This is a genomic window from Micromonospora sp. NPDC050200 (genome assembly GCF_040656135.1).
Taxonomy (GTDB): Bacteria; Actinomycetota; Actinomycetes; order Mycobacteriales; family Micromonosporaceae; genus Micromonospora.
Genome location: NZ_JBFALG010000021.1, coordinates 25,487 through 39,511, shown reverse-complemented (window position 1 = coordinate 39,511; position 14,025 = coordinate 25,487). Strand labels below are relative to the sequence as shown.

General features: G+C 74.6%; 12 protein-coding genes. 6 read left to right on the top strand and 6 right to left on the bottom strand.

What is annotated here, in order from left to right:
• The first annotated feature begins 38 nt into the window (after positions 1-38).
• From AB0I41_RS16240 to AB0I41_RS16230, 3 genes are all read left to right on the top strand, one after another.
• A complete protein-coding gene (locus tag AB0I41_RS16240; RefSeq protein ID WP_357107506.1) occupies positions 39-1,190 on the top strand; it encodes a HAMP domain-containing sensor histidine kinase in 1,152 nt (383 codons plus the stop codon).
• A 96-nt stretch (positions 1,191-1,286) separates the two neighbouring features.
• The gene (locus tag AB0I41_RS16235; protein ID WP_357107503.1) at positions 1,287-2,309 is read left to right on the top strand and encodes an AEC family transporter; all 1,023 of its coding nucleotides are present in this window, start codon (positions 1,287-1,289) and stop codon (positions 2,307-2,309) included.
• A gap of 162 nt (positions 2,310-2,471) precedes the next feature.
• A complete protein-coding gene (locus AB0I41_RS16230) occupies positions 2,472-2,858 on the top strand; it encodes a VOC family protein (protein WP_357107499.1) in 387 nt (128 codons plus the stop codon).
• A 54-nt stretch (positions 2,859-2,912) separates the two neighbouring features.
• Here the strand turns inward: AB0I41_RS16230 and AB0I41_RS16225 are convergent, their stop codons facing one another.
• The 5 genes from AB0I41_RS16225 to AB0I41_RS16205 form a co-directional block, all read right to left on the bottom strand.
• Positions 2,913-3,695 (bottom strand): hypothetical protein, encoded by a 783-nt coding sequence (locus tag AB0I41_RS16225; protein WP_357107496.1) that lies wholly within the window; start codon positions 3,693-3,695, stop codon positions 2,913-2,915.
• A 166-nt stretch (positions 3,696-3,861) separates the two neighbouring features.
• Positions 3,862-4,854, bottom strand: a complete 993-nt coding sequence (locus AB0I41_RS16220; RefSeq protein WP_357107493.1) for a hypothetical protein — start codon at positions 4,852-4,854, stop codon at positions 3,862-3,864.
• A 198-nt stretch (positions 4,855-5,052) separates the two neighbouring features.
• Positions 5,053-7,155, bottom strand: coding sequence for a 3-hydroxyacyl-CoA dehydrogenase NAD-binding domain-containing protein (locus AB0I41_RS16215; protein WP_357107490.1), 2,103 nt, complete (start codon positions 7,153-7,155; stop codon positions 5,053-5,055).
• Positions 7,152-8,372 carry an acetyl-CoA C-acyltransferase gene (locus AB0I41_RS16210; protein ID WP_357107487.1) on the bottom strand — a complete coding sequence of 407 codons (1,221 nt, stop codon included), beginning with the start codon at positions 8,370-8,372 and terminating at the stop codon, positions 7,152-7,154. Before AB0I41_RS16210 ends, AB0I41_RS16215 begins: the two co-directional genes overlap by 4 nt.
• A 183-nt stretch (positions 8,373-8,555) precedes the next feature.
• On the bottom strand, positions 8,556-9,863 hold the full coding sequence (locus AB0I41_RS16205) for a ribonuclease D (protein ID WP_357107484.1): 1,308 nt from the start codon (positions 9,861-9,863) through the stop codon (positions 8,556-8,558).
• A gap of 202 nt (positions 9,864-10,065) precedes the next feature.
• Between AB0I41_RS16205 and AB0I41_RS16200 the strand changes: the two genes are divergently transcribed.
• Complete coding sequence (locus tag AB0I41_RS16200; RefSeq protein WP_357107482.1) at positions 10,066-11,277, top strand: trypsin-like peptidase domain-containing protein; 1,212 nt, start codon at positions 10,066-10,068, stop codon at positions 11,275-11,277.
• A 186-nt stretch (positions 11,278-11,463) separates the two neighbouring features.
• The gene (locus AB0I41_RS16195; protein ID WP_357107479.1) at positions 11,464-12,165 is read left to right on the top strand and encodes a hypothetical protein; all 702 of its coding nucleotides are present in this window, start codon (positions 11,464-11,466) and stop codon (positions 12,163-12,165) included.
• 15 nt (positions 12,166-12,180) lie between these two features.
• Here AB0I41_RS16195 and AB0I41_RS16190 read toward each other — a convergent pair whose 3' ends face one another.
• On the bottom strand, positions 12,181-12,753 hold the full coding sequence (locus AB0I41_RS16190) for a DUF3000 domain-containing protein (RefSeq protein ID WP_357107476.1): 573 nt from the start codon (positions 12,751-12,753) through the stop codon (positions 12,181-12,183).
• Positions 12,754-12,923: 170 nt separating this feature from the next.
• Between AB0I41_RS16190 and hemE the strand changes: the two genes are divergently transcribed.
• Positions 12,924-14,021 (top strand): uroporphyrinogen decarboxylase, encoded by a 1,098-nt coding sequence (gene hemE / locus AB0I41_RS16185; protein WP_357107474.1) that lies wholly within the window; start codon positions 12,924-12,926, stop codon positions 14,019-14,021.
• Positions 14,022-14,025 lie beyond the last annotated feature (4 nt).

Here is a 14,025-nt window from a genome sequence, read left to right as displayed (position 1 = left end):
GGTTTGCGAGCCCCGCAGTCGCGAACTGAGGTGGCGGCGTGACCCGGCGGCTGCGTCCCACCCTGCGGCTGCGGCTGACCCTGCTGAACGGGGTGCTGCTGGTCGGCGCCGGGGCGATCCTGGTGGTGCTGGCCTGGCTGCTGGTCCGCGACGCGCTGCGCCCGAGCGACGAGCTGCGGCCCGGCACCACCGTGCTGCTGGCCGACGGCAGGTCGCTGGACGCCGCCGTCTGGCAGCGCCAGTTGGTCGACGCCGCCTCGCAGGAACTGCTCGTCAAGGGTCTCGTCGCGCTGCTGGCGATCAGCGTGGTCGGGGTGGCCGGGGCGTACCTGGTGGCCGGCCGGGCGCTGCGCCCGTTGCACCAGGTCACCGCCACCGCGCAGCGGCTCGGCGAGGCCACCCTCGACCAGCGGATCGGCTGGTCCGGGGCGGACGACGAGGTGGCCGAGCTGGCCCGCACGTTCGACGCGATGTTGGACCGGATAGCGGGCGCGTTCGAGTCGCAGAAACGCTTCGTGGCCAACGCCTCCCACGAGCTGCGCACGCCGCTGGCGGTGATGCGTACCGAGATCGACGTGACGCTCAGCGACGACGAGGCGGACGCCGCCGAGTACCGCCGGATGGCCACCGTGGTGCGCGACGCCTCGGAGCGGGCCAACGGACTGGTGGACGCGCTGCTGGTGCTGGCCCGCAGCGAGGCGCAGACCGGCCGGCGGCTGGCCCGCCGCACCGAGTGCGACCTCGCCACCGGTACGGCCAACGCCCTGTCGGCGATGGCCCGGGAGGTGGAGCGGATCGGGCTGCGGGTGCAGACCTCGCTGCGGCAGGCCCCGGTGGTCGGCGACCCCGGGCTGCTGGACCGGCTGGCCGGCAACCTGATCGAGAACGCGGTCCGCTACAACCACCTGCACGGCCGGCTCTGGGTGTGCACCGAGACCGACGGGCGGACCTCCCGGCTGGTGGTGGGGAACACCGGGTTCGAGGTGGACCAGGCCGACGTGCCGGGGCTGTTCGAGCCGTTCCGGCGGGGCGGGCGGGAGCGGACCGGCGCACGGGGCTCCGGGCTGGGGCTCTCCATCGTCCGGGCGGTCTGCGAGGCGCACGGCGGCACCGTGACGGTGCTCGCCCGCTCCGGCGGCGGCCTGGAGGTGACCGTGGCGCTGCCGGCCGCCGACGCCGAGGGTCGCTGACCGCGGCCCGCCCCGGCGCCGTCGCGTCGGCCGTCCGCTCCGAGCCGCACCGGAGGCGGTGACGGCGGCCGGGCCCGCCGCCCGTACGCTGCCCGGGTGCTCGCCGCCTTCGTACCGATCTGGGTGCTCACCGGGCTCGGCTGGGTGACCGGACGGCGCCGGCTGCTGGGCGGGGAGGCCGAGCGGGTGCTCGGCGGCTTCGTCTTCCACCTGGCGATGCCCGCCGCGCTCTTCACCGCGCTGTCCCGGACCCGGCTGGACGTGCACCCGCCCGCCCTCGGCGCCTTCGCGGCGAGCACCGCCGCCGTCATGGCGCTGGCGTTCGGCGTGTGCGCGATGGGACGCCGCCGCAGGGGCGGCGAGGCGACGATCGGGGCGATGGCGGCGGGGTACGTCAACTCGGCCAACCTCGGCATCCCGGTGGCGCTCCAGGTCCTGGGCGACGCCACCTTCCTCACCGGGGTGCTGCTCTTCCAGGTGCTGGTGGTCACCCCGGTGATCCTGGTCCTGCTGGACCGGTCCGCCGGGCGGGAGTGGCGGCCTGTGCGGCTGCTGACCCTGCCGCTGCGCAACCCGGTGATCGCGGGGCCGGCCCTCGGCGCCGCATGCGCGGCCCTGCACTGGCGGCCGCCGGACGTGGTCGGCGCGCCGCTCGCCCTGCTCGGCGCCGCCGCCGTGCCGACCGCGCTGGTCGCGCTCGGGCTCTCGCTCACCGGCGGGGCGCGTGCCGGCGACGGGCCGCACCCCGGCGCGGGGCCGGGCCCGGGCGACGGACCGCACCCCGGCGCCGGGCCGGGCGCCCGTGTCCCGGACAGCGGCGACGCCCCGGACACCGGTGGCGCGTCGCGTGTCGGCGGCGGGGCCGCCGAGGTGGCGCTGCTCTCCGGCCTGAAGCTGCTGGTCCAGCCGGTGGTCGCCTGGTCGGTCGGCCGGGTCGTCGGCGTCACGGGGGCGGACCTGCTGGCCCTGGTGGTCTGCGCCGCGCTGCCCACCGCGCAGAACACCTACCTCTTCGCCCGCGAGTACGGCCGGGCCGAGGCGGTGGCCCGGGAGACGGTGGTGGTGACCACCGCCTGCTCGATGGGCACCCTGGCGGTGATCGGCGCGCTGCTGGGCTGAACGGGGTTGCCGGTGCCGGGCCGGGATGGCAAGATCGTCGCGTCAGCTCGACGGGCGAGAGGGGGTGCGCAGATGTCCATCACGACCATTGCCGCGCCCCACCCCGGTCACCGCTGACATCCCACGCACCCGGGGCGCGTCCACCCATTGCGGAGGAACACCGTGAGTGCACGGATCCACAACATCGGCATCGACTGCCGCGACACGTACGCCCTGGCCGGCTTCTGGGCCCAGGTCTTCGAGTGCCCCCGCCAGCCGGACGACTTCCCCGGTGACCCGGAAGCCATGCTGCTGCCGCCGGGCGGGCCGGAGGTGCTCTTCCTGGCCGTGCCGGACGAGAAGGTGGTGAAGAACCGCCTGCACCTCGACATCGAGCCCACCGACCGGACCCGGGACGAGGAGGTGCAGCGCCTGCTCGGCATCGGCGCGGTCCAGGTCGCCGACCAGCGCCGGCCGGACGGGTCCGGCTGGGTGGTGCTGGCCGACCCGGAGGGCAACGAGTTCTGCGTGCTGCGCAGCGCCGCCGAGCGGGCCGCCACGGCCGGCTGAGCCGACGGGGCCCCGTCCACCTCGGTGGACGGGGCCCCGGTCAGGTCGTACGGGTCAGGACTTCTGCTCGATCTGCCCGCGTATGGTGGCCAGTTCGGCGGCGGCCTCGTCACCCGACTTGAAGTAGATGATGATCATGCCGAGGCTGCCCTTGTCGCTCCACACGCAGACCCCGAGCGGCACGTCGGCGGCCTCGGCGTCGCCGCACTTGGCCTCCCCGCCGAGCGGCCCGGCGTCGACGGTCTTCATCTCGCCGAGCTGCACGTCGCTCTGGCCCGCGCCCTTGATGGTGTCGTCCAGCGTCTTGGACGGGTTGGCGTTCAGCCCGGAAGCGGCCGCGATCATCACCAGGTTCTTCTTGGTCGCGGTGCCGTAGAACGCGCCGGCGGTGCTGGTGGCGTCCGGGAGGGACTTGTTCAGCTCCGTCTCCAGCTGCTTGGCGCCGTTGAGCAGGGCCGGGTCGGTGGACTTGGCCCGGCCGGCGAGCGTCGCCGGGGCGACCACCCGGGTCTTGGTGGCGTCGACGGTGTCCTTGACCTCGTCCTTGACCGCGAACAACGCGATCGCGCCGCCGCCCAGGCAGAGCACCAGCACCACGGCGAGCGAGATCAGCACGATCTTGCCGACGTTGGACTTCTTCGGGGCCGGCGGCAGGCCCGGGTCGCCGTACGGCTGGCCGGCCTGTGCCGGGAAGGCGCCCGGCTGCTGCGGCGGCGGGTAACCGCCGGACTGCTGCGGCGGCGGGTAGCCGCCCGGCTGCTGGGGCGGCGGGTACGAACCGTAGGGCGCGCCGCCCTCCGGCTGTGGAGGATAGGGATTTGCCGGCGGCTGCGACATGAGGTCAACTCCAGATCGTCAGGTCAGGACGGGTGATCCTAGCCAGCTCACCGGGCGACCCGCTGCCCCGTCGCACCGGGCACGGCCGGCGGTCCGGATGCGACGGTCGCGGTGGCCGATGCCGCCCGTGCCGGGCGTCCGACCACCGCGACCTGCGCTTTCTGCCTCAGGAGCGCTTCTCGACCTGACCCCGGATGGTGGCGAACTCGGCCTTCGCCTTGGCGGCGGAGGAGAAGAACATCACGATCAGGCCGACACTGCCCTCGTCGGCCCAGGTGCAGACCCCGAGCGCGATGCCGGAGCTCTTGCCGGCGCCGCACTTGGCCACGCCGCCGAGCGGGCCCGGGTCGACCGTCGACATCTTCTTGACGGCCAGCGACGTGGACAGGCCCTTGACCGCGTCGTCGAGTTCCTTCTCGGGGAAGAGCACCGGGCCGGTGGCGCCGGCCACCATGACCAGGTTCCGCTTGCCGGCGCTGCCGTAGAAGGCGCCCACCGCGCCGGTCTCGTTGCGTACCCCGGACTTCATGTCCCGGACCATCTCGTCGGCGATCCGGCGCAGCTGCGGCTCGGTGTTCCTCGACCGGCCGGCCAGCGTCTTCGGGGTGACCAGCCGGATCTCCGGGGCCGGCTCCACCTCCTCCTCCGACGGGCTCGGCTCCGGGGCCGACGTGGTCGGGGCGGCGCGCGAGACACCGGGGGTCGGGCTGGGCGTCGGGTCCGCGTCGCCGCCGGAGAGGGCGACGTAGGCCAGACCGCCCCCGCCCACGCAGAGCACCAGCAGCCCGGCGAGGACCAGCGACAGGATCAGGCCAAGCCGGGACTTCTTCGCCGGCGGCGGGGCCGGCGGAAGGCCGTACGCCGGGGCGCCGGCGAAGCCGTCCGGCGGCACGCCCGGGTACCCGCCCGGCTGCGCCGGCGGCTGGACCCCCGCGTGCCCGGCCTGATAGGCGGGGTACGGCTGGGTGGGCTGCGGGTCAGCCGGCCGGAAACCGCCGTACGCCTGCGTGGCGTCGGGGTGACCGCCCTGCTGCGGGACGTGGGGCCAGGCCTGGGTCGGCCCGGCGCCCGGGGGTGTGCCCGGCGGCGGCTGGTGTGGGGGCGGGTAGGAGCCGGGCTCCGGCTGCGCGGACCAGGGGTCGACTGGCGGTGTGGACATGCATCAGCTCCAGGCGAGGGTGACAACGCGGATGGTAGCGAGCCGCGGACGGGCTGCGCTGCCCCGTCCGAGTCTGACCCGGCCGGGCACGTGGCGCCCGCGCGGGTGTGCGCCGGCGCCGGAGACGACGATCGCGGTGGTCGGCGACGCCCGCTCGGGGAGTGCCGGCCACCGCGATCGCGGTGGAGCGGAACGGGATCAGCCGCGCAGGCCGGCGACCCCGCGCGGGAGGAACCGCCGACCGGTGACCCGCTCGGAGGTGCCGGTCCGGTCCAGGTACGGCGTGACGCCGCCCAGGTGGAACGGCCAGCCGGCGCCGAGGATCATGCACAGGTCGATGTCCTGCGCCTCGGCGACGACGCCCTCGTCGAGCATCAGCCGGATCTCCTGCGCCAGCGCGTCGAGCGCGTTCTGGCGCACCTGCTCGGCGGTCAGCGGCTGGTCGCCGACCACGAGCAGCTTGGCGACGTCGGAGTTGACCTGGTCGTCGACCACGATCGGCTGGCCGGAGTCGGCGATCCGCTTGAGGTTCTCGCTGACCCCGAACCGGTCCGGGAAGGCCGCGTGCAGGGTGCCGCCCACGTGATACGCCACGGCCGGCCCGACCAGCTGGAGCAGGGCGAGCGGGCGCATCGGCAGGCCCAGCGGGTCCAGCGCGCCGTTCGCCACGTCCAGCGGGGTGCCCGCATCGACGGCGGCGAAGACGGTGCCGAGGAAGCGGGTGAGCAGCCGGTTGACCACGAACGCCGGGGCGTCGGAGACCAGCACCGAGGACTTCTTGAGCTGCTTGCCGACCGCGAACGCGGTGGCCAGCGTGGCGTCGTCGGTCCGTTCGCCCCGGACGATCTCCAGCAGCGGCAGCACCGCGACCGGGTTGAAGAAGTGGAAGCCGACGACCCGCTCGGGGTGCTCCAGCTCCGCGGCCATCGCGGTGATCGACAGCGACGAGGTGTTGGTGGCGAGCACCGCCTCCGGCTTGACGATCTTCTCCAGCTCGGCCCAGACCTGCTTCTTGACGTTCAGGTCCTCGAAGACCGCCTCGATGACGAAGTCACAGTCAGCGAACGACGTGAGCTGGCCCGGAGTCGACGCGGCGAAGGCCTCTGCGGTTGGCGCGCCGCTGACCAGGCCGTACAGCTTGGCGGCGGTGCCCTTGTCCATCCGGCCCCTGGTGACGGCCTTCTCGATCTGGGTGTGCACGTAGCCGACACCCTTGTCCACCCGGGACTGGTCCAGGTCGGTCAGCACGACCGGCACCTGGAGGCGGCGGGCGAAGAGCAGGGCGAGCTGGCTGGCCATCAGGCCGGCGCCGACGATGCCGACCTTGGTGACCGGCCGGGCCAGGCTCTTGTCCGGCGCGCCGGCCGGCCGCCTGGCCCGCCGCTGCACCAGGTCGAAGGCGTACAGGCCGCTGCGCAGCTCCTCGGAGAAGACCAGGTCGGCCAGGGCCTCGTCCTCGGCGGCGGTGCCGGTCGCGAAGTCGGCGTCCTTGGCCGTCTCCAGCAGGTCCAGCGCCTGGTACGCGGCCGGGACCGCGCCGTGCAGCCGCTGGTCGAGGGTCTGCCGGGCGAAGTAGAGCACGCCCGCCCACAGGTCCTTGTCGACCTCGGGCCGGGTCACGGTGACCTCGCCCCGGACGACGCCGGCGGCCCACTCCAGCGACCGCTCCAGGAAGTCGGCCGGCTCCAGCAGCACGTCGGCGATGCCCATCTCGGCGGCCTGCTTCGGCTTGAGCATCTTGTTCTGCATCAGCGGGTTCTGCAGGATCACCTGGGTCGCCGCCGGGATGCCGATCAGGTTCGGCAGCAGCTGGGTGCCGCCCCAGCCCGGCACCAGGCCGAGGGAGACCTCGGGCAGCGCCAGCGCCGCCGCGCCGCCGGAGAGGGTCCGGTAGTGGCAGTGCAGGGCCAGTTCCAGGCCGCCGCCCATCGCCGCGCCGTTGACGAAGGCGAAGGTCGGGATCTCGCTGTCCTTGAGCCGGGCGAAGACCCGGTGGCCGAGCCGGCCGATCTCCAGCGCCTGCTCGCGGTTCTCCAGCAGCGGCAGGCCGGTGATGTCGGCGCCGACGCAGAAGACGTACGGCTTGCCGGTGACCGCGATGAACGCCGGGTTCGCCGCGCACGCGGCGGTGACCGCCTCGTCCAGGCTGGTCAGGCCGGCCGGGCCGAAGGTGTTCGGCCTGGTGTGGTCGAAGCCGTTGTCCAGGGTGATCAGGGCGGCGGGACGGTCCAGCCCCGGCACCTTCACCTCGCGCAGCAACGCCCTGGTGACGACCTCGTTCGGTGCGGCGAGCGCGCTCACTTGTTGCCCTCCCCCTGAGCCGGCTTGCTGGACTCCGTCCAGTGTGGGTTCTCCCAGATGACCGTGCCGCCCATGCCGATGCCGATGCACATGGCGGTGAGGCCGTAGCGGACCTCGGGGTGCTCGGCGAACTGCCGGGCGAGCTGGGTCATCAGCCGTACGCCCGAGGAGGCGAGCGGGTGGCCGACGGCGATCGCCCCACCCCACGGGTTGACCCGCGGATCGTCGTCGGCGATGCCGAAGTGGTCGAGGAAGGCGAGCACCTGCACGGCGAACGCCTCGTTCAGCTCGAACAGGCCGATGTCGTCGATGGTGAGGCCGGCGATGCGCAGCGCCTTCTCCGTCGAGGGGATCGGGCCGACGCCCATCACCTCGGGCTCGACGCCCACGAAGCCGTACGACACCAGCCGCATGGCGACCGGGAGGCCCAGCTCGCGGGCGGTGGACTCGGCGGCCAGCAGGCTGGCGGTGGCGCCGTCGTTCAGGCCGGCCGCGTTGCCCGCGGTGACCTTGCCGTGCGGGCGGAACGGGGTCTTCAGGGTGGCGAGCTTCTCCAGGGAGGTCTCCCGGGGAGCCTCGTCGGTGGTGGCCAGGCCCCAGCCGCCGTCGGCGTCGCGGATCGCGACCGGCACCAGGTCGTCCTGGAGCTTGCCGTTGGCGTACGCCTTGGCGGTCTTCTGTTGCGAGGCGAGCGCGAACGCGTCGGTGCGCTCCTTGGTGATGTGCGGGACCCGGTCGTGCAGGTTCTCCGCGGTGGCGCCCATGACCAGGGCGGACGGGTCGACCAACTGCTCCGCGACGATCCGCGGGTTGGGGTCGACGCCCTCGCCCATCGGGTGCCGGCCCATGTGCTCGACGCCGCCGGCGATGGCGATGTCGTACGCGCCCATGGCGATGCCCCCGGCGACGGCGGTGACGGCGGTCATCGCGCCGGCGCACATCCGGTCGATGGCGAAGCCGGGCACGGTCTTGGGCAGGCCGGCCAGCAGGGCGGCGGTGCGGCCGATGGTCAGGCCCTGGTCGCCGATCTGGGTCGTGGCGGCGATGGCGACCTCCTCGACCCGCTCCGGCGGCAGCTGCGGGTTACGGCGCAGCAGCTCGCGGATGCAGCGGATCACCAGGTCGTCGGCGCGGGTGTTGGCGTACATGCCACCCGCCTTGCCGAACGGGGTGCGGACGCCGTCGACGAAGACGACATCCCGAACTTCACGGGGCACTTGGAGCCTCCTAGCCGACACGGGCATGTCCCCCCGGATGCTACTCGCCAGTAACCAACCCCGACAGCACCCCCCGTGTGGCCAACCCCACACCCGCATACCTTCGTTGATCATGAAGTTGCCGGCGGTGTGGATCTCCGCGGATGCCGCCAACCTCATGATCGACAAGAGGCCCGGGGTGGGTCAGGGGGTGGGGAGGGCCTGGGTCAGGGCGGGGGCCAGGAGAGTGAGTTGCCACTCTCTCGCGCCGTAGCCGCGCAGGGTCTCGGCGACGGTGTCCTCGGTGATCTCCTCCGGAGGCAGCCAGGCCAGGCGGCGTACGGAGTCGGGAGCGATCAGGTTCTCCGCAGGCAGGTTGTGCTCCCCGGCCACCCGGACCACCACCTCCCGGCAGCGGGCCAGCCGGCCGGCGGCCACCGGGTCCCGCTCCGCCCAGCGGTGCGGTGGGGGCGGACCCTCGACCACCGGGGCGACCGGCAGGGAGTCCTCCGGCAGCTGCCGGGCGTCGTCCAGCGCCGCCAGCCAGGTGCGGGCCAGCCGGCGGACCGAACGGCCACCGAACCCGGGCAGGGTCAGCAGGGTCTTCTCGTCCTTCGGGTCCAGCTCGGCCGCGGCGACGATCGCCGAGTCCGGCAGCACCCGCCCCGGGGCGGCGTCCCGCCGGGCGGCGATCTGGTCCCGGGCGTACCACAGGGAACGGACCCGGGCCTGGGCCCGCGCCCCGCGTACCCGGTGGATGCCCGAGGTGCGCCGCCACGGCTCGGCGCGTACCCGGGGCGGGCGGGCGCCGTTGCGGATCAGCGCGGCGAACTCCTCCGCCGCCCACTGCGACTTGCCCTGCCGGGTCAGCTCCTCGTCCAGGGCGTCGCGGAGGTCGACCAGCATCTCGACGTCCAGGGCGGCGTACGTCAGCCAGGACTCCGGCAGCGGCCGGCTGGACCAGTCGGCCGCCGAGTGGTGCTTCTCCAGCGTGTAGCCGAGCAGCTGCTCGGTGAGGGCGGCCAGGCCGACCCGCTCGAAGTTGGCCAGCCGGGCGGCCAGCTCGGTGTCGAACAGCCGGCGCGGGCGCAGCCCCACCTCGGCCAGGCAGGCCAGGTCCTGGCTGGCGGCGTGCAGCACCCACTCCGCCCCGCCGATCGCCTCGTCGAGCGCCGTCAGGTCGGGCAGCGGCAGCGGGTCGATCAGCGCCGTTCCGGCGCCCTCCCGGCGCAACTGCACGAGGTAGGCGCGCTGGCTGTAGCGGTAGCCGGAGGCGCGTTCGGCGTCCAGGGCCACCGGGCCGCCGCCCGCGGCGAAGCGGGCCACGACCTCGTCGAGTTCGCTCGGGGTGGCCACCGGCTGGGGCGTGCCGTCGCGGGGAGCGGTCAGCGGCACGGGGCCGCCGCCTGGCTGGTCGGTCCCCACGTCCTCCGGCTCCGGCGCGGCCGAGGGCTGGGCGTCTCCCGTACGGCTTTCGGCGGCCCGACGGCGCAGGGGTGGTTCGTCGGTCACCTGACAACCCTAGTGCGCCGCGCGACCCGCCGTGCGCAGCCGGTCCGGCGTGTGTCGGCGGACCGGCCGGCAGGTGTCGCGGCAGGGTCGGACAACGGGGGAGACAAACCCCGTACGCGCAGGTACGGTCCATCGAGTGTCGCGCCGGTCGAGGTGCCCGAGGTGACGCGCTCGGAGCGGCTACGGGGAGGGCTTGGCGATCATGGCGGCTGGGTACGGGCCGGGCGGCGGACCGCCGGCGCAGGGTGCCGGCGAACCCGGGCCGGACGCCGCCGGCGACGGCCGTCCCGGACCGCTGGCACCCCGGATCGAGCGGCCCTGGCCGCCGGCGTCGTCGTACCCGCCGCCGATCGCACCCGCCCAGCCGGCCGGGCCACCGGCGTCACCCGCTCCCGGCCACCCCGGCGTCGCGCAGTCGACCATGGAGACCCCGCCGGGTGCTGGTTTCACGCCGCCGCCCGTCCCGGCCCCCCGCGCCACCTGGTCCCCGCCGCCGCAGGCCGGCCAGTGGGGTGGACCGGCACCGGCCCTTCCGGTTACGCCTGGACCCGTTCCCGGCATGGTCCTCCCCGGCACGCCGGCCTCCGGCCCCGTCCATCCCGGCGTGGTCCCGCCGACTGGCGCGCGGGCCGGGAACCGCGGCCGCTGGCTCATGGTGACCGCGCTCGTGCTCGCAGCCGTGCTGGCGGCGGTGACCGGCGTCCAGGCGTACCAGATCAGCCGGCTCGCCGACCGGATCGCCGACACCGACCGGCGGCTGGCGGCGGCCCAGGGCGGTGCCGGGACCCGCTTCGACGGCCTGGAGAAGCGGGCCGAGGTGCTGGAGAAGCAGGCCGGCGCCGCCTTCAACCCGGAGGCGATCGCCGGCGCCGTGCTGCCCAGCGTCTTCCGTGTCCGGGCGGGCCAGTTCACCGGCACCGCGTTCGTCGTCGGCAAGCCCACCGCCGGGAACGGGTCGAACCTGTTCACGAACTTCCACGTGGTGGAGTCGGTCTGGGAGAGCGGCGGCCGGCAGGTCTTCCTGGAGCGGACCGACCAGCGCTTCCCGGCCACCATCGTCAAGGTCGACAAGGACAACGACGTCGCCCACCTGCGCACCACCGGCAGGTTCACCGGCCTGACCACCGCATCCGACCCGGTGAAGTCCGGGCAGCAGATCGTCGTGGTCGGCGCTCCGCTCGGGCTGGAGGACAGCGTGACCACCGGCGTGGTGAGCGCCTTCCGCAAGGACGAGGACGGCTCCGGACAGGTGATCCAGTTCGACGCCCCGATCAATCCGGGCAACTCCGGCGGGCCGGTGATCAACGGCTCGAAACAGGTCGTCGGCATCGCCACGGCCAAGGCCCGCGACGCCGAGGGCATCGGCCTCGCCGTACCGATCAGGACCGCCTGCGACGGCTTCCGGATCTGCTGACCCGCGCCCCGGGCCGCCCGGCCGACCAGCTCCGCGTCGGGCTCCGGCCGGCGTCGCTGACCGCTCACCCTTCCGCGCGGCCGTTCGCGGCCGCCTCCCGCCGACCCCGCGTCGGCCATCGACCCGATCATCCCCGGTCCGTCGCGGCCACCCGCGCCGTACCAGTTACCTGGAGGAAGAAGACAGATGTCCCAGCCACCGACCGGGCCGGACGGCTTCCGGCCGCCGTACCCGCCGCAGCCGCCGGCCGCGCCCGGTCAGCAGCCGCCCGCGGGTGCCGTCTACGGCGGCCAGCCCCCGGCCTCCGCCCCGCCGGCACCGAACGGGCCGTACCCGGGCGGTCCAGTCCCCGTACCCGTTCCCGGCCAGTACGCCCCGGCGCCCGCCCCGCCGGTGTCGGGGCCGGCCTACGGGCAGCCGATGTCGCCCCCGCCCGGGTCGGTGCCGCCGTACGGTGCGCCCGCCCCGGGTGCCGGCAAGGGCCGCACCGTGCTGATCCTGGCCGTCGTGGCCGGGCTGCTCTTCGTGCTCAGCGGCGTGATGACCGGCCTGTTCGTCACCAAGAACAGCGAGCTGACCAGCACCGAGCGGCGGCTGTCCCGGCAGGTGAGCGAGCGCGACGGCACGATCGCCGCCAACACCCGGGAGCTGGAGAAGCTCCGGGTCGACCTCCAGGGTGCCCAGGACAAGCTGGCGGACACCGAGCAGGACCTCACCGGCACCCGCAACGACCGTGACGAGCAGGCCCGGCAGAAGAAGGTCATCGCCACCTGCCTGGACAAGCTGACCACCGCGCTCGGCGCGGCGGCGGCCGGCAACAAGAGCGCCTTCGACAAGGCCAGCAAGGGCATGGACAAGATCTGCGACGAGGCCGACAACTACCTCTGAATCTCCCGCCCGGGGTCAGGCCGCGCCAGCAGACCGGCGCTCGGAGAGCGCGGTCACCCCGGGCGGCGGCAGCCCCGCGGTCGAGGCGAGCAGCCCGCACCAGGCCTCCAGGTGCGGGGCCAGGTCCTCGCCGAGCGGCGTCCAGGACGCCCGGATCTCGACGTCCCCGACGGCCGGCGGGCCGGCCAGCTCGCCGAACCGGGTCGACATGGTCTGGGTGATCGTGCCGCCGGCCGCCCGGTAGCGCGCGTCGTGCGCCTCCAGGGCGTCGACCAGCCAGGTCCAGCCCACCCCGGGCAGCAGCGGGTCGGCGGCCAGGTCGACCTCCAGCTCCGCGGTGACGTAGGTCACCAGCCGCAGGGTGCCCCGCCACGCCTCGTGCCCGGCCGGCTCGTGCAGCAGGATCAGCCGCCCGGTGGCCACCTCGTCCTCGTCGCGCCGCACGGTGGCGGAGAGCGCGAACGCGTACGGGGCGAGCCGCTGCGGGGCGCCGACCTCCTCCAGCACGATCTCCGCCCGGGGGGCCACCGACCGTAGCCCGGCGACCGCGCGGGCGAAGGTCTCCGGGAGCGCGATCGGGGGGGCCATGACCGGCAGCCTATGCCGCCGCCGGCCCGCCCGCCCGGACGGCGCGCCGAAGCGCCGGCGCACCCGGGCCCGCGCCCCATCGCGACCGGCCGGCGGGCCCGGATGGTCGCGGGTCACAAAAGGCGGCGCTGCCGGCTGGGGTCGCTTCCGTCCGTGGCACGATTGCCGCGATGACCACCGACACCACGGGCACTGCCGCCCGAGACGGAGAACCCCGCCCCGGCGGACCGGCCGACTCGCCCTTCGTCCGGGCCTGCCGCCGTGAGCCCGTCCCGCACACCCCGGTCTGGTTCATGCGCCAGGCCGGCCGGTCGCTGCCGGAGTACCGCGAGATCCGGGCCAACGTCGGGATGCTGGACTCCTGCCGCCGTCCCGAACTGGTCGCCGAGATCACCCTCCAGCCGGTCCGCCGGCACGGGGTCGACGCCGCGATCCTGTTCAGCGACATCGTGGTTCCGGTCGCCGCGGCCGGCGTCGACCTGGACATCGTGCCGGGCACCGGACCGGTGGTGGCCGAGCCGGTGCGTACCGCCCAGGACGTCGAGCGGATCCGCCCGATCACCCGCGACGACGTGTCCTACGTGGACGAGGCGGTCCGGCTGCTGGTGGCCGAGCTGCGCGGGACCCCGCTGATCGGGTTCGCCGGCGCACCGTTCACCCTCGCCAGCTACCTGGTCGAGGGCGGCCCGTCGCGGACCCACGCCAGGACCAAGGCCCTGATGTACGGCCAGCCGGAGCTCTGGCACGCGCTCTGCGCCCGCCTCGCCGAGGTGACCCTCTCATTCCTGCGGGTGCAGATCGAGGCCGGGGTCTCCGCGGTGCAGCTCTTCGACTCCTGGGCCGGCGCGCTGTCGGAGGCCGACTACCGCCGCTACGTGCTGCCGCACTCGACGGCCGTGCTGACCGGGCTGGCCGACGCCGGCCTGCCCCGGATCCACTTCGGGGTGGGCACCGCCGAGCTGCTCGGCGCGATGGGCGAGGCCGGCGCCGACGTGGTCGGCGTGGACTGGCGTACCCCGCTGGACGTGGCCACCCGGCGGATCGGCAAGGGGAGGGCGGTGCAGGGCAACCTGGACCCGGCCGTACTGCTCGCCCCGTGGTCGGTGGTGGAGGCCGAGGTCCGGCGGATCCTGGAGCAGGGCCGCGCCACCCCCGGCCACGTGTTCAACCTCGGCCACGGCGTCCTGCCGGAGACCGACCCCGACGTGCTGACCCGGGTGGTCGCGCTGGTGCACGAGGTGTCCGCGCGCCGGGCCGAGCAGGGCTGAGGCG